General features: G+C 65.6%; 15 protein-coding genes. 5 read left to right on the top strand and 10 right to left on the bottom strand.

Going from position 1 to position 20,796, the window contains the following annotated elements:
• Positions 1–18: 18 nt before the first annotated feature.
• Positions 19–1,020, bottom strand: a complete 1,002-nt coding sequence (gene gap, locus ACXAD2_RS17990) for a type I glyceraldehyde-3-phosphate dehydrogenase (RefSeq protein ID WP_475172543.1) — start codon at positions 1,018–1,020, stop codon at positions 19–21.
• A gap of 231 nt (positions 1,021–1,251) precedes the next feature.
• Between gap and ACXAD2_RS17995 the strand changes: the two genes are divergently transcribed.
• Positions 1,252–2,220, top strand: coding sequence for a DUF808 domain-containing protein (locus ACXAD2_RS17995; protein ID WP_475172545.1), 969 nt, complete (start codon positions 1,252–1,254; stop codon positions 2,218–2,220).
• A gap of 154 nt (positions 2,221–2,374) precedes the next feature.
• The gene (locus ACXAD2_RS18000; protein ID WP_475172548.1) at positions 2,375–2,995 is read left to right on the top strand and encodes a hypothetical protein; all 621 of its coding nucleotides are present in this window, start codon (positions 2,375–2,377) and stop codon (positions 2,993–2,995) included.
• Between the two features lie 110 nt (positions 2,996–3,105).
• Here the strand turns inward: ACXAD2_RS18000 and tkt are convergent, their stop codons facing one another.
• A complete protein-coding gene (tkt, locus tag ACXAD2_RS18005; RefSeq protein WP_475172550.1) occupies positions 3,106–5,124 on the bottom strand; it encodes a transketolase in 2,019 nt (672 codons plus the stop codon).
• A 315-nt stretch (positions 5,125–5,439) separates the two neighbouring features.
• Between tkt and ACXAD2_RS18010 the strand changes: the two genes are divergently transcribed.
• Both ACXAD2_RS18010 and ACXAD2_RS18015 read left to right on the top strand, forming a co-directional pair.
• A complete protein-coding gene (locus ACXAD2_RS18010) occupies positions 5,440–6,015 on the top strand; it encodes a hypothetical protein (protein ID WP_475172553.1) in 576 nt (191 codons plus the stop codon).
• The gene (locus ACXAD2_RS18015) at positions 6,015–6,437 is read left to right on the top strand and encodes a cell division protein ZapA (protein ID WP_164179713.1); all 423 of its coding nucleotides are present in this window, start codon (positions 6,015–6,017) and stop codon (positions 6,435–6,437) included. The genes ACXAD2_RS18010 and ACXAD2_RS18015 overlap by 1 nt, the downstream gene beginning before the upstream one ends.
• A 171-nt stretch (positions 6,438–6,608) precedes the next feature.
• Here the strand turns inward: ACXAD2_RS18015 and eno are convergent, their stop codons facing one another.
• Positions 6,609–7,886: a phosphopyruvate hydratase gene (eno, locus tag ACXAD2_RS18020; protein ID WP_164179711.1), complete on the bottom strand. Its 1,278-nt coding sequence runs from the start codon at positions 7,884–7,886 to the stop codon at positions 6,609–6,611.
• 257 nt (positions 7,887–8,143) lie between these two features.
• Here eno and ACXAD2_RS18025 point away from each other — a divergent pair, with 257 nt between their 5' ends.
• Positions 8,144–9,331 (top strand): mechanosensitive ion channel family protein, encoded by a 1,188-nt coding sequence (locus tag ACXAD2_RS18025; RefSeq protein ID WP_066099751.1) that lies wholly within the window; start codon positions 8,144–8,146, stop codon positions 9,329–9,331.
• Positions 9,332–9,358: 27 nt separating this feature from the next.
• Here the strand turns inward: ACXAD2_RS18025 and ACXAD2_RS18030 are convergent, their stop codons facing one another.
• From ACXAD2_RS18030 to glgB, 7 genes are all read right to left on the bottom strand, one after another.
• Positions 9,359–10,249: a DMT family transporter gene (locus ACXAD2_RS18030; protein WP_475172558.1), complete on the bottom strand. Its 891-nt coding sequence runs from the start codon at positions 10,247–10,249 to the stop codon at positions 9,359–9,361.
• A gap of 15 nt (positions 10,250–10,264) precedes the next feature.
• Positions 10,265–11,902, bottom strand: a complete 1,638-nt coding sequence (locus tag ACXAD2_RS18035) for an alpha-D-glucose phosphate-specific phosphoglucomutase (protein ID WP_475172560.1) — start codon at positions 11,900–11,902, stop codon at positions 10,265–10,267.
• Positions 11,899–13,767: a 4-alpha-glucanotransferase gene (locus ACXAD2_RS18040; RefSeq protein WP_475172562.1), complete on the bottom strand. Its 1,869-nt coding sequence runs from the start codon at positions 13,765–13,767 to the stop codon at positions 11,899–11,901. Before ACXAD2_RS18040 ends, ACXAD2_RS18035 begins: the two co-directional genes overlap by 4 nt.
• Positions 13,764–15,821 (bottom strand): glycogen debranching protein GlgX, encoded by a 2,058-nt coding sequence (gene glgX, locus ACXAD2_RS18045; RefSeq protein ID WP_475172565.1) that lies wholly within the window; start codon positions 15,819–15,821, stop codon positions 13,764–13,766. Before glgX ends, ACXAD2_RS18040 begins: the two co-directional genes overlap by 4 nt.
• The gene (gene glgA, locus ACXAD2_RS18050; protein WP_475172569.1) at positions 15,818–17,239 is read right to left on the bottom strand and encodes a glycogen synthase GlgA; all 1,422 of its coding nucleotides are present in this window, start codon (positions 17,237–17,239) and stop codon (positions 15,818–15,820) included. The genes glgX and glgA overlap by 4 nt, the downstream gene beginning before the upstream one ends.
• Positions 17,236–18,498 carry a glucose-1-phosphate adenylyltransferase gene (gene glgC / locus ACXAD2_RS18055; protein ID WP_475172572.1) on the bottom strand — a complete coding sequence of 421 codons (1,263 nt, stop codon included), beginning with the start codon at positions 18,496–18,498 and terminating at the stop codon, positions 17,236–17,238. The genes glgA and glgC overlap by 4 nt, the downstream gene beginning before the upstream one ends.
• A gap of 61 nt (positions 18,499–18,559) precedes the next feature.
• On the bottom strand, positions 18,560–20,755 hold the full coding sequence (gene glgB, locus ACXAD2_RS18060; RefSeq protein ID WP_066099771.1) for a 1,4-alpha-glucan branching protein GlgB: 2,196 nt from the start codon (positions 20,753–20,755) through the stop codon (positions 18,560–18,562).
• Positions 20,756–20,796: the final 41 nt, after the last annotated feature.

Below are 20,796 nucleotides of genomic sequence, written 5' to 3' on the forward strand. Positions count from 1 at the left end.
CGGGCTCAGCGCCCCAACTCAGTGCAGCGTGCGCCCGAGTTCGGCGGCGACATCGGCCATACGCGCCGAGAAGCCCCATTCGTTGTCGTACCATGCCAGCACGCGCACGGTGCGGCCGATGACCTTGGTCTGGTCCGGCGCAAAGATCGAGCTGTGCGTGGTGTGGTTGAAATCGACCGACACCTTGGGCTCGGGGTCATAGGCCAGAACCGAGCCCATGCGCCCGCCAGCCGCCTCGCGGATGATCTCGTTCACATCCGCCACGGTCACGTCCTTGCCCGCCTGGAAGGTCAGATCCACCGCCGAGACGTTCGGCGTCGGCACACGGATCGACGAGCCGTCGAGCTTGCCGCGCAGGTTCGGCAGCACCTCGCCAAGCGCCTTGGCTGCGCCGGTGGAGGTGGGGATCATCGCCATGGCGGCGGCGCGGGCGCGGTAGAGGTCCTTGTGGCGGCGGTCCAGCGTCGGCTGGTCCCCGGTGTAAGAGTGGATCGTCGTCATGATGCCGCTCTCGATGCCGATCGCCTCGTCCAGCACCTTGGCCAGCGGCGCCAGCGCGTTGGTGGTGCACGAGCCGTTGGAGATCATCGTGTGACCTTTCTCCAGCTCGCGGTGGTTGACGCCGTAGACGATGGTCTTTTGCACGTTCTTCGCGGGTGCCGAGATCAGCACCGAGCGCGCACCCTGATGGATGTGCTGCACGGCTTTCTCGCCATCGTTGAAATTTCCGGTGCATTCCAGAACGACATCGCAGCCGGTCCAGTCGAGCTCGGTCATATCGTAGGTCGACATCACTTCCATCGGCCCGCGGCCGAGGTCCATGGTCGAGCCGCTGATCCGCACGTCGCCGGCGAAACGGCCATGCACGCTGTCATAGCGCAGCAGGTGCGCGGCGGTCTCGAGCGGGCCGGTGGCGTTGATCTTCACCACCTGCACGTCGTTGCGCGCGCTCTCGGCGATATGGGCGAGCGTGCAGCGGCCGATACGGCCAAATCCGTTGATCCCGACGGTCACGGTCATGGATTGGTCTCCTGGTCATATGGCGGAACTTGCCATTTCGTATACAGGCGCACACCGTGGCGGCAACGCGAAAAATACAAATATTGCAATATGTTAGCGATAAACTATGCTGCGGGCGCTAACATGAGTCACTGATAGCGTATAACCTTAGGCAGTGCCGCGACGGCAGCTTGTGCCCTTGCGCATCGCGCCCGCCGCCTTACCTTGCGGCGAAACAGAACGGAGACGGACATGAGCGGACTTCTCGCGCTCCTCGACGATGTGGCGGGAATCGCCAAGATCGCCGCGGCCTCGGTCGATGACATTTCGGCCAGCGCCGCCAAGGCCGGATCCAAGGCCGCCGGGGTGGTGATCGACGACGCGGCGGTGACGCCGAAATACCTGCATGGCTTCGAAGCCAAGCGGGAGCTGCCGATCATCTGGCGCATCGCGCGCGGATCGGTGTTCAACAAGGTGGTGATCCTGCTGCCGCTGGCGCTGCTGCTCTCGACCTTCGCGCCGTGGATGATCCCGCCGCTGCTGATCGCGGGCGGCTCGTTCCTCTGCTTCGAGGGGGCCGAGAAGGTGCTGCATGTGCTCAAACCCGGCCATGAGGCGAGCGGGCCCGAGAAACAGGCGGCCAAGGGCGATCCTGTGCATCTCGAAGAGCAGAAGGTGAAAGGCGCGATCAAGACCGACTTCATTCTGTCGGCAGAGATCATGACCATCTCGCTCTCGGCCATCGAGGTCACCGAGATCTGGATCAAGGCGGTGGCGCTCGGTCTCGTTGGCGTCGGTATCACTGCCATCGTCTATGGCGCCGTGGCGCTGATCGTGAAGATGGACGACATCGGCCTGTGGCTGACCCGCGTCGGCCGCCTCGGCGCCACGCGCTCGCTGGGGCGCGGCATCGTCAAGGCGATGCCGGTGGTGATGTGGCTGCTCTCGACCGTGGGCACCGTGGCGATGCTCTGGGTCGGCGGCTCGATCCTTGTGCACTCGCTGGCCGAGATGGGCTGGCATATGCCCGAGGAAACCATCCACCATATCGCCGAAGGCGCGGCGCATAAGGTCTCCGAAGACCTGCAGCCCGCGGCGCTCTGGATCGTGACGGCGGTCTGTGACGGCATCCTCGGGGTGATCTGGGGGATCATCCTCGTGCCGATCGTCACCAAGCTGGTGATGCCGCTCTTCGGGAGCAAAAAGCAGGCACAGCACTGATCGCAGCACTGATCACAGCACAGATCTCTGTGCCAACCGCCCGCCGCAGCGCTGCCTGCGGCGGACAGGGCGTGCTAGGCTGAGCGCGGCGCAGAGGAAGCGATCCGCGCCGCGTCTCCCCGGGATCTGCCCCGGATCTCCAGAGAGGCCTTGCATGGCTGTTCACCCGTGTCTCACGCTGCAAGCGCTGCTCTGCGCAGCCCTCCCGGCGGCGCTGCCTGCGCAGAGCCCGCTGATCGACGAGTCCTTTCTCACCGACCGCAGCTACGTGATGCTGGTGCCCCCGGCGGAGGCGGCAACGGCATGGGTCTGCATCGGCGCGGACAGTGAGGCAGGCGCAGTGCTGCGCCAACCCGGCAGCGCGGCGCTGCAAGAGGCGCTCACTCAGGACTGGACCGCCACCGCCCGCTGCGACGCAGGCATCGCGCAGCTGCGCATCTCCGGACCCACCGGCACAGCCCAACAGAATTTCCCGGTCGGCCGCCATTATGTGGATGGCATCGCCCGGCTGCAGAGCTTTGACGTCACCGCGGTGATACGCCAATGCGCGCGCTGGTTCGACAGCCTGCCTGATGCCTGCCGCAGCGCGCCGCAAGGCGAGGCCTGCGCCGCGCTCGAACAGAGTTTCAGCTTCGGCCCCGGCGCGCCGCTGCCGGGCAGCGCGCCGCTCTCTATCTCCGCCAGCTGCGTCAATGGCGACATCGCCCCGCGCCAGATCACCCCCCGGCTTGATCTGCGCTGCCTGCATGAAACAATATGCCTCGCGGCCTTCTGACGAAAAAAGGGCGCCCCAGCAGAGGCGCCCTTCAAACTTCTTCTCTTTGACAAATACGCCGGGGGTGAGCCCGTAGGGCGAGGGGGCAGCGCCCCCTCATCCTTCGCGTATCAGAGCAGACCCTTGGCCTTTTCGACCACGTTCTCCGCGGTGATGCCGAACTTCTCGTAAAGCACCTCTGCCGGGGCCGAAGCGCCGAAGCTGTCCATGCCCACGAACGCCTGCTTGGCCTCGCGGCCACGCTCGCCGAGCAGCCAGCGGTCCCAGCCACCCAGACGGGTTGCCGCCTCAATGCCGACGCGCACGGGGCCGGCGGGCAGCACGCGCTTGCGGTAGGCCTCATCCTGCTGCGCAAAGAGCTCCATACAGGGCATGGAGACGACGCGGGTGCCGATGCCCTCGGCCTGCAGCGCGTCGCGCGCGGCCAGAGCGATCTCGACCTCAGAGCCGGTGGCGATGAGGATCACCTGACGCTTGCCCTCGGCATCGGCGAGCACATAGGCGCCCTTCGAGGTGAGGTTGCTCGTCTTGTGCTCTTTCCGCACGGTCGGCAGGTTCTGACGGGTCAGCGACAGCACCGACGGCGTGGTCTTCTGCGTCAGCGCAATTTCCCATGCTTCGGCGGTCTCGACGGTGTCGGCCGGGCGGAACACCAGCGTGTTCGGCGTCGCGCGGCTGATCGCCAGATGCTCGATCGGCTGGTGCGTCGGGCCGTCTTCGCCCAGACCGATGGAATTGTGGGTCATCACGAAGACCGTCGGGATCTGCATCAGCGCGGCAAGGCGCATCGCGGGGCGGGCGTAGTCGGTGAACGCCATAAAGGTGCCGCCATAGGGGCGCAGGCCGCCGTGCAGCGCCATGCCGTTCATCGCCGAGGCCATGCCGTGCTCACGGATGCCCCAATAGACGTAGCGGCCCTTGCGGCTCTCTACGTCGAAGACGCCCAGATCGCCGGTCTTGGTGTTGTTCGAGCCGGTGAGGTCCGCCGAGCCGCCCACGGTTTCGGGCATGATCGGGTTGACCACCTCGAGCACCATTTCCGAGCTCTTGCGGGTGGCGACCTTCGGGCCTTCCTCGGTGATCTGCTTTTTCAGCGCGCGGATCACGGCCGACAGCTTCTTCGGCGCGTCGCCGTCCTGCTGGCGGGCGAACTCTTTCTGGCGGCTGTCCGACAGGCCACCCAGACGGGTTTCCCATTCGGCGCGCTCGGCGGCGCCGCGGCTGCCGACCTCTTCCCACCAGGATTTGACCTCAGCGGGCACTTCGAACGGGCCGGTGGTCCAGCCCCAGACCTTCTTGGCCGCGTCGTTCTGCTCGCCGTTGGTCAGCGCGCCGTGACCCTTCGAGGTGTCCTGCGCGGCGTGGCCGAGGGCGATATGCGTCTTGCAGGCGATCATCGTCGGCTGTGCGCTCTTCTTCGCTGCCACGATGGCCGCGTCGATCGCTTCGGGGTCATGGCCGTCGATCTCGATGACCTCCCAGCCCGCCGAGCGGAAACGGCCCGGCTGATCGGTCTTGTCCGAAAGCTCGACCTTGCCGTCGATGGTGATGCCGTTGTTGTCCCAGAAGACGATCAGCTTGCCGAGGCCGTAGCGGCCGGCGAGGGTGATCGCTTCTTGGCTCACGCCTTCCATCAGGCAGCCGTCGCCGGCGATCACATAGGTGTGGTGATCCACGACCTTTTTTCCAAAGCGCGCGCGCAGGATCTCTTCGCCCATGGCGAAGCCGACGGCGGTGGCGATGCCCTGACCGAGCGGACCGGTGGTGGTCTCGATTGCGTCGGCGTGGAAGTTTTCCGGGTGGCCTGCGGTGCGGGCGCCCCACTGGCGGAAGTTCTTCACCTCATCGAGGGTGATCTGCTGATCGCCGGTGAGATAGAGCAGCGAGTAAAGCAGCATCGAGCCATGGCCCGCCGACAGGATGAACCGGTCGCGATCGGGCCATTTGGGGTTGGCCGCATCGAACTTGAGATGCTTCGAATAGAGCACGGTCGCAACGTCTGCCATGCCGATGGGCATGCCGGAGTGGCCGGAGTTGGCGGCGGTTACCGCATCAAGCGTCAGCGCGCGAATGGCGCAGGCGCGGGTCCAGTGCTCGGGGTTGTTGGCTCGGAGTGCGTCGATATCCACGGGGCTTTGTCCTCTTGCCGGAAGCCTGTCAGCGCGCTCAATAGCAGCGTGGCCGATAAGTTCAAGCATTGCGCGGAAATCCGGTGATGCGCAGGATGAAGCGCGGGCCGTAAGGCCTTGGAACATATGGCGCGCATTTTCCCGGCACGCTTGCTATCCTTTTACGAAACCCGCTTGCATTGATTCGCCTTTCCCGTCTCGATGGTATAATTCGCGCCGAGGCCGCCGGTCGGCCCGGCACTGGCCGAAGCAGCATCGGACGGACCAAACCCGCGCAAAGGCGGGAGGCAAGACCAAGGAAACAAGGGACGCAGGATGACCCAGATCGACGAGTTGCACTCACGGATCACCCGCGCACTCGACCGTATCTCGACCGGCGTCGAGATTCTGGGCACGGCGCCGGGCGCCGCCGCGCCGGGCGGCGAGAGCGATGAGATCGAGGCGTTGCGCAAGGCGCTGGACGATGAGCGCATGGCCAACGCCCAGCTCGAGGAGCGGGTGCGCGCGCTGCATGCGCAGATCGAGAACCCGCCGGTTGAGGCGGCTGCTGAAAAGGACGCGGACACGGACGCGCTGGCGGCGCAGATCGACGCGCAGCGCGGTGCCATGGCAGCGCTCGACGAGGACCTGCAGCGCCTGCGTCAGGCCAATGCCGCGCTTCTGGCCTCGCAGCAGGAAATGCGCAGCGCGCTCGAAGCAGGTGTCGGCGAGCCGCATCTGATCAATCAGGCGATGCTTGCCGAGCTTGAGGCCATGCGCGCCGCGCGCGCCACCGAGGTCAGCGAGGCCAAGGCGCTGATCACCGGGCTGGAACCGTTGCTGGCCGGTGCCGCCAGCGACGGCCAGAGCGAGCCTCAGGGCGAGATTCAGAGCGAAGCGGAGGAGCAGTGATGTCGCAGATCGAGGTTGAAATCATCATCGGCGGGCGCAGCTTCGAAGTGGCCTGCCAGCAGGGCGAAGAACAATACCTGCAGACCGCCGCGCGCATGCTCGACACCGAGGCGCAGGTGCTGGTCAGCCAGATCGGGCGGATGCCCGAGGGGCGCATGCTGCTGATGTCGGGGCTGATGCTCGCCGATAAGACCGCCGGGCTCGAAGACCGGCTGACCGAAACCGAGGCGCGGCTGCGCGAGGCCGAGGACCGGCTCGCCGCCATGTCCTCCGAGGTGCGCGCCCTCCGCGACGCGCCGCCGCCCGAGCCGCAGCGCGTCGAGGTGCCGGTGATCCCGCAGGGGGTGACCGAAGCCATGGCCGAGCTTGCCGCCCGGGCCGAGGCACTGGCCGCCGAGGTCGAGGAGAAGGCAGGGGAATGACCCCTGCCGCCGCGCCCTTGGATGGGGCGGGATTTGCGTATTTTTAAAGAGAAGAAGGGCTGGGGGTTTACGCCCGGTTGCCGATAGCGCGGCGCGAGGGGCCGCGCTTGGGAATGTCCTACGAGAAAGGGCGGGAAAATTTCCCGCCCTTATCTTTTGGTGCTGTAGCGCTCAGCGCTTGAGGATCGAGGCCCCGGCGTATTCCGCCGCTTCATCGAGCATCTCTTCGATACGGATCAGCTGGTTGTATTTCGCGAGCCGGTCGGAGCGGGCCAGCGAGCCGGTCTTGATCTGACCGCAGTTGGTGGCCACGGCGAGATCGGCGATGGTGGCGTCCTCGGTTTCGCCCGAGCGGTGCGACATCACGTTGGTGTAGCGCGCGCGGTGGGCCATATCGACGGCCTTCAGCGTCTCGGACAGCGAGCCGATCTGGTTGACCTTCACCAGCATGGAGTTGGCCACGCCCTTTTCGATGCCCATGGCGAGACGCTCGGGGTTGGTGACGAAGAGATCGTCGCCGACCAGCTGAATCTTGTCGCCGAGCTTTTCGGTCAGCAGCTTCCAGCCGTCCCAGTCATCCTCGGCGCAGCCGTCTTCGATCGAGATGATCGGGTAGTCGTCGCAGAGCGCGGCGAGGTAATCGACGTTCTCGGCCGGGGTGAGCGAGAGGCCTTCGCCCTTCATCTCGTATTTGCCGTCCTTGAAGTATTCGGTCGAGGCGGCGTCGAGCGCGAGATAGATGTCCTCGCCAGGTTTGTAGCCGGCCTTTTCGATCGACTTGAGGATGAAGTCGAGCGCCTCGCGGGTCGAGCCAAGCTCGGGGGCGAAGCCGCCTTCGTCGCCGAGACCGGTGGACATGCCCGCCGCCGACAGCTCTTTTTTCAGCGTGTGGAAGACCTCGGATCCCATGCGCACCGCTTCGCGGATGCTGGTCGCCGAGACCGGCATGATCATGAATTCCTGAATGTCGATCGGGTTGTCGGCATGCTCGCCGCCGTTGATGATGTTCATCATCGGCACCGGCAGGACGCGCGCCGCGGTGCCGCCGACGTAGCGATAGAGCGGCTGGCCGGTGAATTCCGCCGCCGCTTTGGCCACCGCCAGCGACACGCCGAGGATGGCGTTGGCGCCGAGGCGGCCCTTGTTGTCGGTGCCATCGAGCTCGATCATCGCCATGTCGATGGCCTGCTGCTCGGTGGCGTCAAAGCCGACGATGGTCTCGGCGATCTCGCCGTTCACCGCTTCGACCGCTTCGAGCACGCCTTTGCCCATGTAGCGGGATTTGTCGCCGTCGCGCTTTTCCACGGCTTCGTGCACGCCGGTCGAGGCGCCCGAGGGCACGGCGGCGCGGCCCATGGTGCCGTCTTCGAGTGTGACGTCGACTTCGACGGTGGGATTGCCGCGGCTGTCGAGGATTTCGCGCGCGTGAATGTCGATGATGATGCTCATGGGTCCCTCGCAAAGGAATGGGTTCGCGACGAGCTATAACAGGGGCGGCGAAGAAGTAAACAATTGTGCTAACGCTAACAGCGCCTGTTCCCGTTTGTTTCTATTGGGTTGCGCTAACAATGCGGCGGCGCGGCGCGCAGGGTTTTGCCCTGCAGCGAAAACCCCCTAAGTTTTGCTGCAACCGCGAAAAGAGCAAACAGCAGGAAAGGCCGCAGGGCAGCGCCGAGGGGAGGACGGCGGGGCGCGGAAATACATGCATGGATGAAGAAATCAGCGAGATCGGGCAGCAGGTGGCAGAGATCTCGGAGCTGGATCAGCTTGAGCAGCAGGTGGCGGATTTTTCCGACACGGTCGAGGCGATCATCCCGGTGCTGCCGCATTGGGTGATGCCGACGGTGGTGATCGCGCTGGCCTTTCTCGTCGGCGTCTCGGCCTATCGGCTGGTGTTCTGGGCGCTGACCAAGGCTGTGGCGAAGCGCGATCTGTTCTGGCGCAGCCTTGTGTCGCGCACCCGCAGGCCGCTGCGCATGGGGCTGGTGGTGGCCTTTCTTGCCATCGGCGTCGCCGTGGCGCCGATGAACGAGGAATGGAGAAACCTGCCGCAGCACGCGCTGCTCATCGCCTTCATGGTGCTGGTGGCTTGGGTGATCCACACCGCGCTTTACATCTGGACCACGGTGCATCTGCGCAAATTTTCGCTCGACGCCGAGGACAACACGCTGGCGCGCAAACATGTGACGCAGAGCCGTATCCTCATGCGGCTGGCGGGCTGGCTGATCATCATCGTTGCCGTCTCGGCGATCCTGATGACCTTTCCGGGCGTGCGGCAATGGGGCGTCTCGCTGCTGGCTTCGGCGGGGGCGGCGGGTATCGTCGTCGGCTTTGCCTTCCAGCCGGTGCTGAAGAACCTGATCGCGGGGATCCAGCTGGCGATCACCCAGCCGATCCGCATCGACGATGCGGTGATCGTCGAGGGCGAATGGGGCTGGATCGAGGAGATCACCGGGACTTACGTGGTGATCAAGATCTGGGACTGGCGGCGGCTGATCGTGCCCCTGAGCTATTTCATCGAGCAGCCGTTCCAGAACTGGACGCGGGACGGGGCCTCGCTGATTGGCGGGGTGCTGCTCTATCTCGATCATTGCGCCGATATCGACCGCATCCGCGCGAAGATGAACGAGATTTGCCGTGAGAGCGAGCTTTGGGATGGCAATGTGTGCCACTTGCAGGTGAATGACTTCCGCGAGCGGGTGATGGAGATCCGCATCCTCGCCTCGGCCCGCAACGCGCCGCGCACCTATGACCTGCGCTGCGAGATCCGCGAGAAGCTGATCACTTGGATCCAGCGCGACATGCCCGAGGCGCTGCCGCGCACCCGCGAGACGGTGTCGGTGGATCGGCCAGAGACGGATATGCACCCCAGCGTCGAGGTGATCGGCGGCTGAGGTGCCGCGCGGCGCGAACCGGAGGTCTCAGAGCCCCCGGTTCACGTCGCGCTCTTTGGCCCGTGCCAGACGGTGCTCGCGCACGAAGGTGTAAAGCCCGGCGCAGAGGATCAGCGCGGCACCGGCATAGGTCCAGCCGTCGGGCCGCTCGCCAAAGATCAGCATGCCAAGGCTGGCGGTGAAAATCAGCCGCGTGTAGCGGAAGGGCGAGACCGCCGCGACCTCGGCAAGCCGCATGGCGGTAGTGACCGCAAGATAGCCGCCCGCGGTCACCGCGACGGCGGCGAGGATCGGGGCCAGCGCGCTTGGCGCAAAGACCGGCGGCTCGCCCGAGACCAGCAGCAGCACCAGACCCACCGGCGCGATCGAGGCCATGCCCCATGCCGAGACCACCACCGAGGGGATCGCCACGGGCAGGGTCCGGGTGACGAGATCGCGCGCCGCAAGACCGATGACGCCGACCACCGCGAAAATCTCCCAGCCGGAGAAGGCCGCGCCGAAGGGGCGGATCACCATCAGCATGCCCACCAGCCCCACGGCGATTGCCGACCAGCGCCGCCAGCCGACGGTCTCGCCAAGGAACAGCGCGGCCCCGAGGGTCACCGCAAGCGGGGCGGTCTGCATGATCGCCGCCATCACCGACAGCGGGATATGCGACAGGCCGACGATCATCCCGAGCCCGCCGATCATCTCGAAGACGTTGCGCAGCAGCACCTTGGGATGCAGCGCATTGGCGCGGCGCAGCGGCATCCGCTTGAGCCGTGCAAGGATCAGGAAGACGAGACAGCCGCCAATCCCGAGCGCGATCATCACCTGACCTGCGGGTGCCTGCAGGGTCGACAGCTTGATAAAGGCGTCGCTGAGAGCCAGCAACGCCATGCCAAGCACCATCATGCCGATGGCGCGAAGGGTATCCATTTTACTGCCTTTCGGTCAGGTGATCACGTCAGGCGCGTCGCGCCCGGTGCGGGTCTTGATCCCGGCGATGGCTTCGGCGGCGGAGATCACCGGGGCCAGCGCCACCTGCGGATCAAGCGCGAATTTTGCCGGATCGGTCTCGACCTTCTCGAGGTAGACGCGCAGCGTGGCGCCTTCGGTGCCGGTGCCCGACAGGCGCAGCACGAGACGCGAGCCGCCCTCGAAGCCGATCTGCAGGCCCTGTTTCTCGGCGCGCGAGCCGTCGACCGGATCGTCATAGGCGAACTCTTCGGCGGAGGTGACCTTCATGCCTGCGACCTCATTGCCCGGCAGCACGCCGAGCTGCTCGCGCACATGGTCCATCAGCCCGTTCGCCGCATCGCTGTCGACGCCCTCGTAATCGTGGCGCGAGTAGTAGTTGCGGCCGTATTCTTTCCAATGGGCATCCATCAGTTCGGCGACCGAACATTGCTTCTTGGCCAGCACGTTGAGCCAGAAGAGCACGGCCCAGAGGCCATCCTTCTCGCGCACGTGGTCCGAGCCGGTGCCCGCGCTTTCCTCGCCGCAGAGCGTGGCGCGGCCCGCGTCGAGCAGATTGCCGAAGAACTTCCAGCCGGTGGGCGTGGCGTAGCAGTCGATGCCAAGCCCCTCGGCCACGCGGTCCACCGCGCCGGAGGTGGGCATCGAGCGGGCAACGCCCTTCAGGCCCTCGGCATAGGCCGGAACCAGCGTGGCATTGGCGGCGAGCACTGCAAGGCTGTCCGAGGGGGTCACATAGCAATGCTTGCCGACGATCATATTGCGGTCGCCGTCGCCATCCGAGGCGGCGCCGAAGTCGGGCGCGTGATCGCCCATCATCTCGTCCATCAGCGGCTTGGCCCAGATCGGGTTGGGATCGGGGTGGCCTTGGCCGAAATCGGGCAGCGGGATGGCGTTGATCACAGTGCCGGGGCCGGCACCAAGCTCGCCTTCGAGGATCATCCGCGCGTAGGGGCCGGTGACCGCATGCATCGCGTCGAACCGCATGGTGAAGCCCGAACGGAACAGCGCGTGGATCGCGTCGAAATCGAAAATCTCTTTCATCAGCTCGGCGTAGTCGGCGACGGGATCGACGATCTCGATCTCCATATCGCCCAGCATCACCATGCCGGTGCCTGCAAGGCCCACGTCCTGACTGTCGAGGATCTTGAATTCCTTGATGGTCTTGGTGGCCTCAAAGATCTTGTCGGTGATGCTTTCCGGAGCCGGGCCGCCGTTGGCGGCGTTGTACTTCACGCCGAAATCGCCCTCGGGGCCACCGGGGTTGTGGCTGGCGGACAGGATGATGCCGCCATCGGCACCGCGCTTGCGGATGAGGTTCGAGGCGGCGGGTGTCGAGAGCAGCGCGCGCTCGCCGACGATCACCTTCTTGGCGCCGCTGGCCGCGGCCATGCGCAGCACCACCTGCGCCGCCTGCGAGTTGAAGTGCCGCCCGTCACCGCCCAGCACCAATGTCTTGCCTTCGACGCCGCCGATGCCGTCCCAGATGCTCTGGATGAAATTCTCGAGGTAGTGGTGCCCCTGAAAGACCGGGGTCTTCTTTCGCAGGCCGGAGGTGCCCGGCTTCTGGCCCTCGATCGGCTCGGTAGGGACGGTGCGGATGCTGTGCGTCATGACTTTCTCCTTCGGCCGGATGCTTCCATGATCCGACCGGCATTGGCAAGAACCGGGGTGTCTGCAATCGCTTGCGGCCCCAGAGGCAGGCGCTGGCGCCAGTTTGGGTATTCCGAGACGGTGCCCGGAAGATTGGGTTGGACATCGCTGTCCAGAACGTCCTCGACCTGCACGGCGACGAGCCGCGCCTTGGTGGCGGCAAGGACGTGGAACATCGCTTCGGGCGCTTCGGGCGGCAGGTCGCCGCGGAACTGGCCCGAGAGCCAGTCGAAACCGGCGATCTCGCGCCCGCGCCAGTCGCGCATGCCATTGGCATGGTCTGGCGGGGTGAGGCCGATCTCGACCCGCGTGTCGATCTCGCGTCCGGCGCGCCAGCCCTTCCATGTGGGCAGGTCGTGGGTGGTGAAACTAGCGATCACCGCCTCGTCGTAATGCTCGGGGCGCTTGAAGGCGGGCGGGTCGCCCTCGTGCTCAAAACAGGCAAGGCGGCAGCCGAGCAGGCCGCTTTCGTCCATCGCATGGTGCAGCCCGTCGGGGATCACGCCGAGATCCTCACCGATGATCACCGCGTTGGCCCGCGCCGCCTCGATCCGCGCCACGGCGAACATCGCCTCGCGCGGCATCTTCACATAGGCACCGGGCAGACCTTCCTCGTCGGGCACCCAATAGGCGCGCTCGAAGCCGATGATATGGTCGATGCGCAGCATCCCCGAGAACCGCAACTGCTGGCGCAGGGTGAGCGCCAGCGCCTCGAATCCGGTCGCTTCCAGCACCACCGGGTTGAACGGCGCGAGCCGCCAGTTCTGGCCCTGCGGCGCAAAGGCGTCGGGCGGCGCGCCAAGGCTGGCACCGGTGGCGAAATTGGCGCGGTCGGTCCATGTCTCTGCGCCATGCGGATGGGTGCCCACGGCCAGATCAAGATAAAGCCCATGCGCCATGCCCGCGGCTTTGGCGCGGCGCTGCGTGTCGGTGACGGCCCCTTCGGCGGCATATTGCAGCCACGCGTGGAACCGCACCCGCTCATGCAACTCGCGCGCGGCCTGGGCCACCTGTGGGCTGGCCGGATCCTGATAGGCCGGATCCCACGCATCCCAATAGGCGCCGAGCTTTTCCGACAGCGCCTGATGGAGCGCGAATTGCTGCAGCTCCTCGCCCTCGTGCCGAAGCCATGCGTCAAAGGCGGCTCCCGGCGGCGCGGCGCGAAACTGCGCCTCAAGCTCGGCGAGGCGGGCAGGGGTTTCCACCGCGAAATCGACGATCGGACCGGGCGCCGCAGCGCTACCGGTGGGCAGGTAGAGCGGCGCGAGGCGGCGGCGGTGCGAGGGGGTGTAGGGGCTGAAGCCGCCGGGGTCGGCCACGTGAAATCCGGCGTGGATGGGGTTGATCCCGAGAAACCCCGCGCCCTGCGCCGCGGCGCCTTCGGCGACCACGGCCAGGTCCGCGAAGCTGCCGATGCCGCCCTGATCCGCGGGACGCAGACAGGCCAGCGGCACCATCAGGCCCCAGTCCCGCTCGGGCAGCGGCAGGCGCGGCGGCGCGCTCAGCAGCCAGCAGACCTCTTCAGCCGCGTCCAGCCGGTGCCGCCCCATGGGCAGCGCGGGCAGGCGGCCTTCGCCTTCGAAACCGCGCCCGTCCTCCAGCGTGATCTGCCACGGGCCGCGCACGCCAAGGCTGGGCGGCTCGGCATGGGTGCAGACGTGCCAGCGCGGCAGGGTCCGGCTGTGGGGGCTTGCATCGGCGTCCTGTCCCATCGCCGCCAGCAGCGCGGCTTTGGTCTCGGGCGGGGTGTCGTGCCATGTCCCATAGAGGTCGCGGTACTCGCCAAGGATGCCGGCGGCTTCGGCGCGCGCGTCGAGATCGCTCATCGCGGCTCCTCCACCAGTGCCAGTACGGAATTTGCCGCGAGCGTCACCGTCCCCGAGACCGTTGCGGGGTCGGCGGTGGGATCCGCGGTGTCGAGATGGCGCACCCAGAGGAAATCCTCGCCCGGGTCGGGCAGGGTCAGATCCACCGCGTCGCCTGCGTTGAAGGCAAGATAGATCGCCTCTTCGCGCTGTTTGTAGAGCGGCGTGCCCGAGGCCATGCGAAACTCGGCGCAGAGCACATGCAGATGCCCATTGGTCCAGTCAGAGCGGCCCATCTCTTGCCCGTCCGGCCGCCACCAGAAGAGATCGGGCACACCATCGACGCGGCGGGGAATGGAGTGCAGATAACGCCGTTGCCGCACGATCGGATGCGCCTTGCGGAAGGCGATGAGCTTGCGGGTGAAGGCGAGGAACGCGTCATCCTTCTCGCCCCAAGTGATCCAGCCGGTCTCATTGTCCTGCGCGTAGGCGTTGTTATTGCCGCCCTGCGAGTTGCCGATCTCATCACCGGCAAGGATCATCGGCGTGCCTTGGCTGAGCAGCAGCGTCGCCATCATGTTGCGCCGCCGCTGGGCCCGCGCCGCGAGGATCGCCGCATCGTCGGTCGGCCCTTCGACGCCCATATTGTCCGAGTAATTCTCGCCATGGCCGTCGCGGTTGTGCTCGCCGTTCGCCTCGTTGTGCTTTTCGTTGTAAGAAACGGTGTCCATCAGGGTGAACCCGTCGTGGGCGGTCAGCAGGTTCACCGAGGCGGTGGCATTGCGTCCGGAATGGTCAAACAGCCCCGCCGAGCCGGTGATCCGGTCGGCCATCACCGGCACATGCCCCAGATCGCCGCGCCAGAACCGGCGCACGCCGTCGCGGTACTGATCGTTCCACTCGCTGAAGGGCGGCGGGTAGGCGCCAAGCTGATAGCCACCCGGCCCGATGTCCCAAGGCTCGGCGATGAGTTTCTTGCTGGCCAGAATGGGGTCCTGCCGCAGCGCCTTGAAGAAGGCGGAGTTGCGGTCAAAGCCGGTGGGCGTGCGCCCCAGCGTAGAGCAGAGATCAAAGCGGAAGCCGTCGACGCCCATGGTATCGGCCCAATAGCGCAGGCTGTCCATCACCATGCGCAGCACCATCGGGTGATCGAGGTTGAGCGTATTGCCCGTGCCGGTGTCGTTGATGTAGTGGCGCCGGTCCTCGGGCAGACGGTAGTAGCTGAGGTTGTCGAGACCGCGGAACGACAGCGTGGGGCCGAACTCGTCGCCTTCGCAGGTGTGGTTGTAGACCACGTCGAGGATCACCTCGATCCCGGCGGCATGCAGCCGGGCGACCATATGCTGGAACTCCCACAGCGCGCCCTGTTCGAGATAGCGCGGGTCCGGGGCGAAAAAGCCGAGGGTCTGGTAGCCCCAGTAGTTCTTGAGGCCCTTTTCCACCAGAAAGCGGTCGTTGAGAAAGGCCTGCACCGGCAGCAGTTCGATCGCGGTGATGCCAAGGCTGGTGAGATGCTCGAGCACCGGGTCCGACGCGATGCCGAGAAATTTTCCCGCAGGCTCTGCGCCGGGGAACTGTTGGGTGAGGCCCTTCACATGCGCCTCGTAGATCACGCTTTTGGCAAGGCGGGTCTCGGGGGAGCTATGGCCGCCCCAGTCAAAGCTGGGGTCCTCGACCACGCCTTTGGGCATATAGGGCGCGCTGTCGGTGGTGTTGCGGCTTTCGGTGCCGCCGTTCAGCGCGTCGTTCCAGACCGGATGGCCGGTGATGCGCCGGGCGTAGGGATCGAGCAGCAGCTTGTGCGGATTGAAGCGGTGGCCCTGTTTTGGCTGGAACGGCCCGTCGACGCGGTAGCCATATTGCTGTCCCGGTGTGAGGCCGGGCACGCGCCCGTGCCAGACATCGCCGTCGCGCTCGGGCAGGGGCAGGCGGTGGGTCTCATTGCCCTCCGCATCGAACAGGCACAGGGTGACGGATTCGGCATGCGCCGAGAACACCGCGAAATTCACGCCGTCACCGTCGAACGTCGCGCCCAGCGGGGTGGCACTCCCCGCAAGGATCACCGGATCGCTCATGGGCTCTTGGCCTTCACCATATCCTGATAGAGCGCCGCGTATTTTGCGGCGGAATGGGTCCAGCTGACTGGCGAGGCCATGGCGTTGGTCATCATGCGGGTCCAGGTTTCCTTGTCCTGGTACAGAGTTATAAGCTTCATCAGCGCTTGGGCCAGTGCCTGTGCGGTCACCGGGTGGAATTGTACGCCTGTGGCACATCCCGCTGCCAATCCAGCAGGCGATGCGTTGATCACCGTGTCCGCCAGACCGCCGGTGAGCGCCACCAGCGGCAGCGTGCCGTAGCGCAGCCCGTAAAGCTGGGTCAGGCCGCAGGGCTCGAAGCGCGACGGCACGAGGATCGCATCGCCGCCCGCGATAAGGCGCTGCGCCAGCCCCTCGTCATAGCCGATGTGCACCGCCACGCCGGGGTGTTTTTGCGCCTTGCGCTGGAACGCCTCTTCAAGCCCCGGATTGCCCGAGCCCAAAAGCGCCAGCTGGCCGCCGCGATCAAGCAGCGCGGGCAGGGCTTGCAGCAGGATGTCGAGCCCCTTTTGCTCGGTGAGCCGCGAGATCACCACGCAGAGCGGACCGGGCCAATTGTCGGGCAGGCCAAGCTCCTTGCGCAGCGCCGCCTTGTGCTTGGCCTTCTGCGCGATGGTCTTATAGGGCGGGGTCCAGATCGTCTCGTCGATGCCGTTGAGGATGCCGACCAGATCCGCCTGCCGCTCGCGCAGCACGCCGTCGAGCCCCATGCCAAATTCCTTGGTCATCAGCTCACCCGCATAGGTCGGCGAGACGGTCGACAGCTTGTCGGCATAGACCAGCCCTGCCTTGAGCGCCGACACGCTGTCCCAGAACTCGTAGCCGCGCTGATGAAAGCCCGTGCGCGGCAGGCCGAGCGTGCCGATCCGCGCCGCCGAGGCCATGCCCTGGAAGGCGATGTTGTGAATGGTCATCAGCGTGGCGACCCGGCCCGCCGCGCCAAGCTCGCGCAGGTAGAGCGGGGCGAAACCGGCCTGCCAATCGTGACAGTGCAGCACCTCGGGACGCCACGCGTCGATGCCGTCGGCACCGATCATCGCGGCGACCGAACTGAGCGCGGCAAACCGCTCGGGGTTGTCGCGCCAGTCGTTGCCGCCCTTGTCCATATAGGGCCCGCCGTCGCGGTCATAGAGATGCGGCGCTTCGAGCACATAGAGGATCTGATCCCCCAGCGGCGCCTTAAGCACCCGCGCCGGACCGCCAAAGAGATCGTCGTAATCGGCCACCGCCTCCTGCGTCGGCAGCTTGGCCATCACCTGAGGATAGCCGGGGATCAGCACCCGCATGTCGACCCCGTGAACTGCAAGCGCCGCGGGCAGGGCGCCGACCACATCGGCGAGCCCTCCGGTCTTGATCAGCGGCACACATTCCGAGGCGACAGACAGGACACGAGTCATTTGGCGGCTTCCCTCCGGTCGAGCATTCCTTGCGTGATCAATGTCACCCCCGAAGCGGTAACACGGAACCACTTAGCGTCTTCCTCCGGATCTTCGCCGACCACAAGCCCTTCGGGAATATGCACCCCACGATTGACCACCGCCTTGGTGAGCCGCGCGTGCCTCGAGACGTAAACATTGGGCAAAAGCACCACCTGCTCGAGCGAAGCATATGAATTCGTGTGCACGTTCGTAAACAACAGCGACTCGCGGATCTCGGTGCCCGAGACGATGCAGCCGCCCGCGATCAGCGAACTGACCGCCGATCCGCGCCGGTCTTCCTCGTCGTGGATGAACTTGGCGGGGGGCAGAACCTCGGCATAGGTCCAGACCGGCCAGTCGGTGTCCCAGAGGTCAAGATCGGGGTCAAAATTCGTCAGGTCGATATTGGCGCGCCAGAAGGCGTCGATGGTGCCCACGTCGCGCCAATAGGCGGGCTTGCCCGCATTGCGCACGCAGCTGTCCTCGAAGCGGTGCGCCTGCGCGCCGCCCGAGGCGACGATCTCGGGGATCATGTCGTTGCCGAAATCATGGGTCGAGCTTTCCGAGCCCAGATCCTCCATCAGCTTGCCGCGCAGGTATTTCCAGCTGAAGACATAGATCCCCATGCTGACCAGCGTCTTCTCGGGATCGTCGGGCAGGCCCGGTGGATCTTTTGGCTTTTCCAGAAACGAGGTGATCCGGTCGCTCTCGTTCACCGCCATACAGCCAAAGGCGCTGGCCTCATTGCGGTCCACGGTCAGACAACCCACCGTCACCTCGGCCTGACTGTCGACGTGCTGCTGCAGCATCTCCTCGTAGTCCATCTTGTAGATGTGGTCGCCCGCGAGGATGACGATATGGTCAATGTCGTAGCTGTCGATGATGTCGATGTTCTGCGCCACCGCGTCGACCGTGCCGCGATACCACGTCTGTTCGTTGTAGCGCTGCGAGGCGGGCAGGATGTCGAGAAACTCGTTGCGCTCGGCGCGGAAGAAGTTCCAGCCGCGCTGGCAGTGGCGGATCAGGCTGTGCGACTTGTACTGCGTCGCGAGCGCGATCTTTCGGATGCCGGAATTGAGCGCATTGGACAGCGCGAAATCAATGATCCGCGCCTTGCCGCCAAAATAGACGGCTGGTTTCACTCGAAAATTCGTCAGCTCATGCAGGCGCGATCCGCGTCCGCCCGCGAGGACGAACGCCATACTGCGGCTGGCGAGCCTCTGAGACCGTCGGGGCATCAATCTCCTCCTCAGTTGAATGCAATGTCTCGGCGATGGCCGTGACAGGGGTATGAAATCTTCAAGTTTCCTCGCGCACGAGGAAGATCGCCGAAAGCGGCGGCAGGAACAGCTCGGCCGAGGCGGGATAGCCATGGCTGGGCTCGTCATCGGCGACGACACGGCCGAAATTGCCGCGGTTGCCGCCTCCGTAAATTTCTGCGTCGGTGTTGAGTGCCTCGCGCCAGACGCCGGTGTCGGGCAGGCCGATGCGATAGGCCTGCTGCTCGGCGTTGCTGAAGTTGCAGATCACCGCCACCTCGGGCTCGTCGGCGCGTCCGCGGCGGATCCACGACAGCACCGAATTGCCGGTGTCGCCGCCCGCGATCCAAGCGAACCCCTCGGGCTCGCAGTCCTTGGCGTGCAGCGCGGGCGTGTCGCGGTAAAGGTGGTTGAGATCGCGCACCAGCCGCTGCATCCCCGCGTGCTGCGGATCGCCAAGGCAGGGCCAGTCGATCTCGGCGTCATGGTTCCATTCGTGCGCCTGCGCGAACTCCTGTCCCATGAACAGCAGCTTCTTGCCCGGATGGCCCCACATGAAGCCATAGTAGGCGCGCAGGTTGGCGAATTTCTCCCACCCGTTGCCCGGCATCTTGCCCAGCATCGAGCCCTTGCCGTGCACCACCTCGTCGTGGCTGATCGGCAGGATGAAGTTTTCCGAGAACGCATAGACCAGCCCGAAGGTCATCTGGTGGTGGTGGTGGCTGCGGTAAATCGGGTCTTTGTGGATGTATTCGAGCGTGTCGTTCATCCAGCCCATGTTCCACTTGAACCCAAAGCCGAGCCCGCCCTGATCGACCGGCGAGGAGACGCCCGGATAGGCGGTGCTCTCTTCGGCGACGGTGAGGATGCCGGGATGCTGGCCGTAGGTTTCCGTGTTCATCCGGCGCAGCATGGCGATGGCTTCGTAATTCTCGCGCCCGCCATCCTTGTTGGGCACCCATTCACCGGCCGGGCGGGAATAGTCACGGTAGAGCATCGAGGCCACCGCATCCACGCGCAGCCCGTCGGCGTGATACTCGTCGAGCCAGTAGAGCGCGTTGGCGGTGAGATAGTTCGACACCTCGGCGCGCCCGTAGTTGTAGATCAGCGTGTTCCAGTCGTGGTGGAAGCCTTCCTTGGGGTCGGCATGCTCATAAAGCGCGGTGCCGTCGAACCGGCCAAGCCCATGCGCATCGGTCGGGAAGTGGCCGGGCACCCAGTCGAGGATCACACCGATCCCGGCGCGGTGCGCGGCGTTGACCAGATCGCGGAACTCATGCGGCAGCCCGTGGCGGATGGTCGGCGCGAACATGCCGATGGGCTGGTAGCCCCAAGAACCGTCGAAGGGATACTCGCTGACCGGCATCAGTTCGATATGGGTAAAGCCCATCTCGGCGACGTAATCCACCAGTTCCTGCGCCGCCTCGATGTATGAGATCGGACGCCCCCAGTCCTTGCGCCGCCACGAGCCCAGATGGACCTCGTAGATCGAGATCGGCGCGCTGCGCTTATGCGCCTCGGCGCGGGTTTCGATCCAGTCCTCATCAGACCAGCCATAGCCCGAGATGTCGCGCACGATCGAGGCATTGGCGGGCGGGTGCTCGGAGCCGAAGCCGATGGGATCGGCCTTGCGCGGCTGCACGGTGCCGTCGGGGCCGACGATCTCGTAGCGGTAGAAGGCGCCATCGCCAATCTCCGGCAGGAAAATCTCCCACACGCCGGTGGCCCCGCGGCGCCGCATCGGGTGGCGCAGCCCGTCCCACCAGTTGAAATCGCCAACCACTGAAACGCGTTTGGCATTGGGCGCCCAGACCGCGAAATGCGTGCCTTGGATGCCCTCATGTTCCATCACATGCGCGCCAAGCGCCTCCCACAGCCGCAGGTGGCTGCCTTCGCCAAGCAGGTATTCGTCGATCTCGCCCAGCACCGGGCCAAAGCGATAGGGGTCTTCCTTCTCGAAAGAGAACGGCCCTTCGTCGCCATGGCCCTCGCCGCGCAGCCGGTAGGGCAGATCGCCGGGCACCGCGCCGCGGAAGAAGCCGGGCACATCGGTGGGCAGGAGCGGGTGGCTGACGCCTTTGACCACGGCCCACATGCTGTCGGCGCCGGGATCATAGGCTGTCACATACCTCGCCCCGTCCACCTCATGTGGGCCGAGCACGGCAAAGGGATCGTCATGCTGCCCGCGAAGCAGGCGCAGCAGCGCGGAGTCGGGGGGATGCGAAGCGCTGGTCATGGAGGTGACTGTAGCTGCTTCGCAAGCGCTGGCAATGATCT

The organism is Salipiger sp. ABN3_019 (assembly GCF_056158605.1).

What these genes read in the sequence shown, in the direction of transcription:
- gap (WP_475172543.1), bottom strand. Translation starts at nt 1,020, where the DNA reads ATGACCGTGACCGTCGGGATCAACGGATTTGGCCGTATCGGCCGCTGC.
- ACXAD2_RS17995 (WP_475172545.1), top strand. Translation starts at nt 1,252, where the DNA reads ATGAGCGGACTTCTCGCGCTCCTCGACGATGTGGCGGGAATCGCCAAG.
- ACXAD2_RS18000 (WP_475172548.1), top strand. Translation starts at nt 2,375, where the DNA reads ATGGCTGTTCACCCGTGTCTCACGCTGCAAGCGCTGCTCTGCGCAGCC.
- ACXAD2_RS18010 (WP_475172553.1), top strand. Translation starts at nt 5,440, where the DNA reads ATGACCCAGATCGACGAGTTGCACTCACGGATCACCCGCGCACTCGAC.
- ACXAD2_RS18015 (WP_164179713.1), top strand. Translation starts at nt 6,015, where the DNA reads ATGTCGCAGATCGAGGTTGAAATCATCATCGGCGGGCGCAGCTTCGAA.
- eno (WP_164179711.1), bottom strand. Translation starts at nt 7,886, where the DNA reads ATGAGCATCATCATCGACATTCACGCGCGCGAAATCCTCGACAGCCGC.
- ACXAD2_RS18025 (WP_066099751.1), top strand. Translation starts at nt 8,144, where the DNA reads ATGGATGAAGAAATCAGCGAGATCGGGCAGCAGGTGGCAGAGATCTCG.
- ACXAD2_RS18030 (WP_475172558.1), bottom strand. Translation starts at nt 10,249, where the DNA reads ATGGATACCCTTCGCGCCATCGGCATGATGGTGCTTGGCATGGCGTTG.
- ACXAD2_RS18035 (WP_475172560.1), bottom strand. Translation starts at nt 11,902, where the DNA reads ATGACGCACAGCATCCGCACCGTCCCTACCGAGCCGATCGAGGGCCAG.
- ACXAD2_RS18040 (WP_475172562.1), bottom strand. Translation starts at nt 13,767, where the DNA reads ATGAGCGATCTCGACGCGCGCGCCGAAGCCGCCGGCATCCTTGGCGAG.
- glgX (WP_475172565.1), bottom strand. Translation starts at nt 15,821, where the DNA reads ATGAGCGATCCGGTGATCCTTGCGGGGAGTGCCACCCCGCTGGGCGCG.
- glgA (WP_475172569.1), bottom strand. Translation starts at nt 17,239, where the DNA reads ATGACTCGTGTCCTGTCTGTCGCCTCGGAATGTGTGCCGCTGATCAAG.
- glgC (WP_475172572.1), bottom strand. Translation starts at nt 18,498, where the DNA reads ATGCCCCGACGGTCTCAGAGGCTCGCCAGCCGCAGTATGGCGTTCGTC.
- glgB (WP_066099771.1), bottom strand. Translation starts at nt 20,755, where the DNA reads ATGACCAGCGCTTCGCATCCCCCCGACTCCGCGCTGCTGCGCCTGCTT.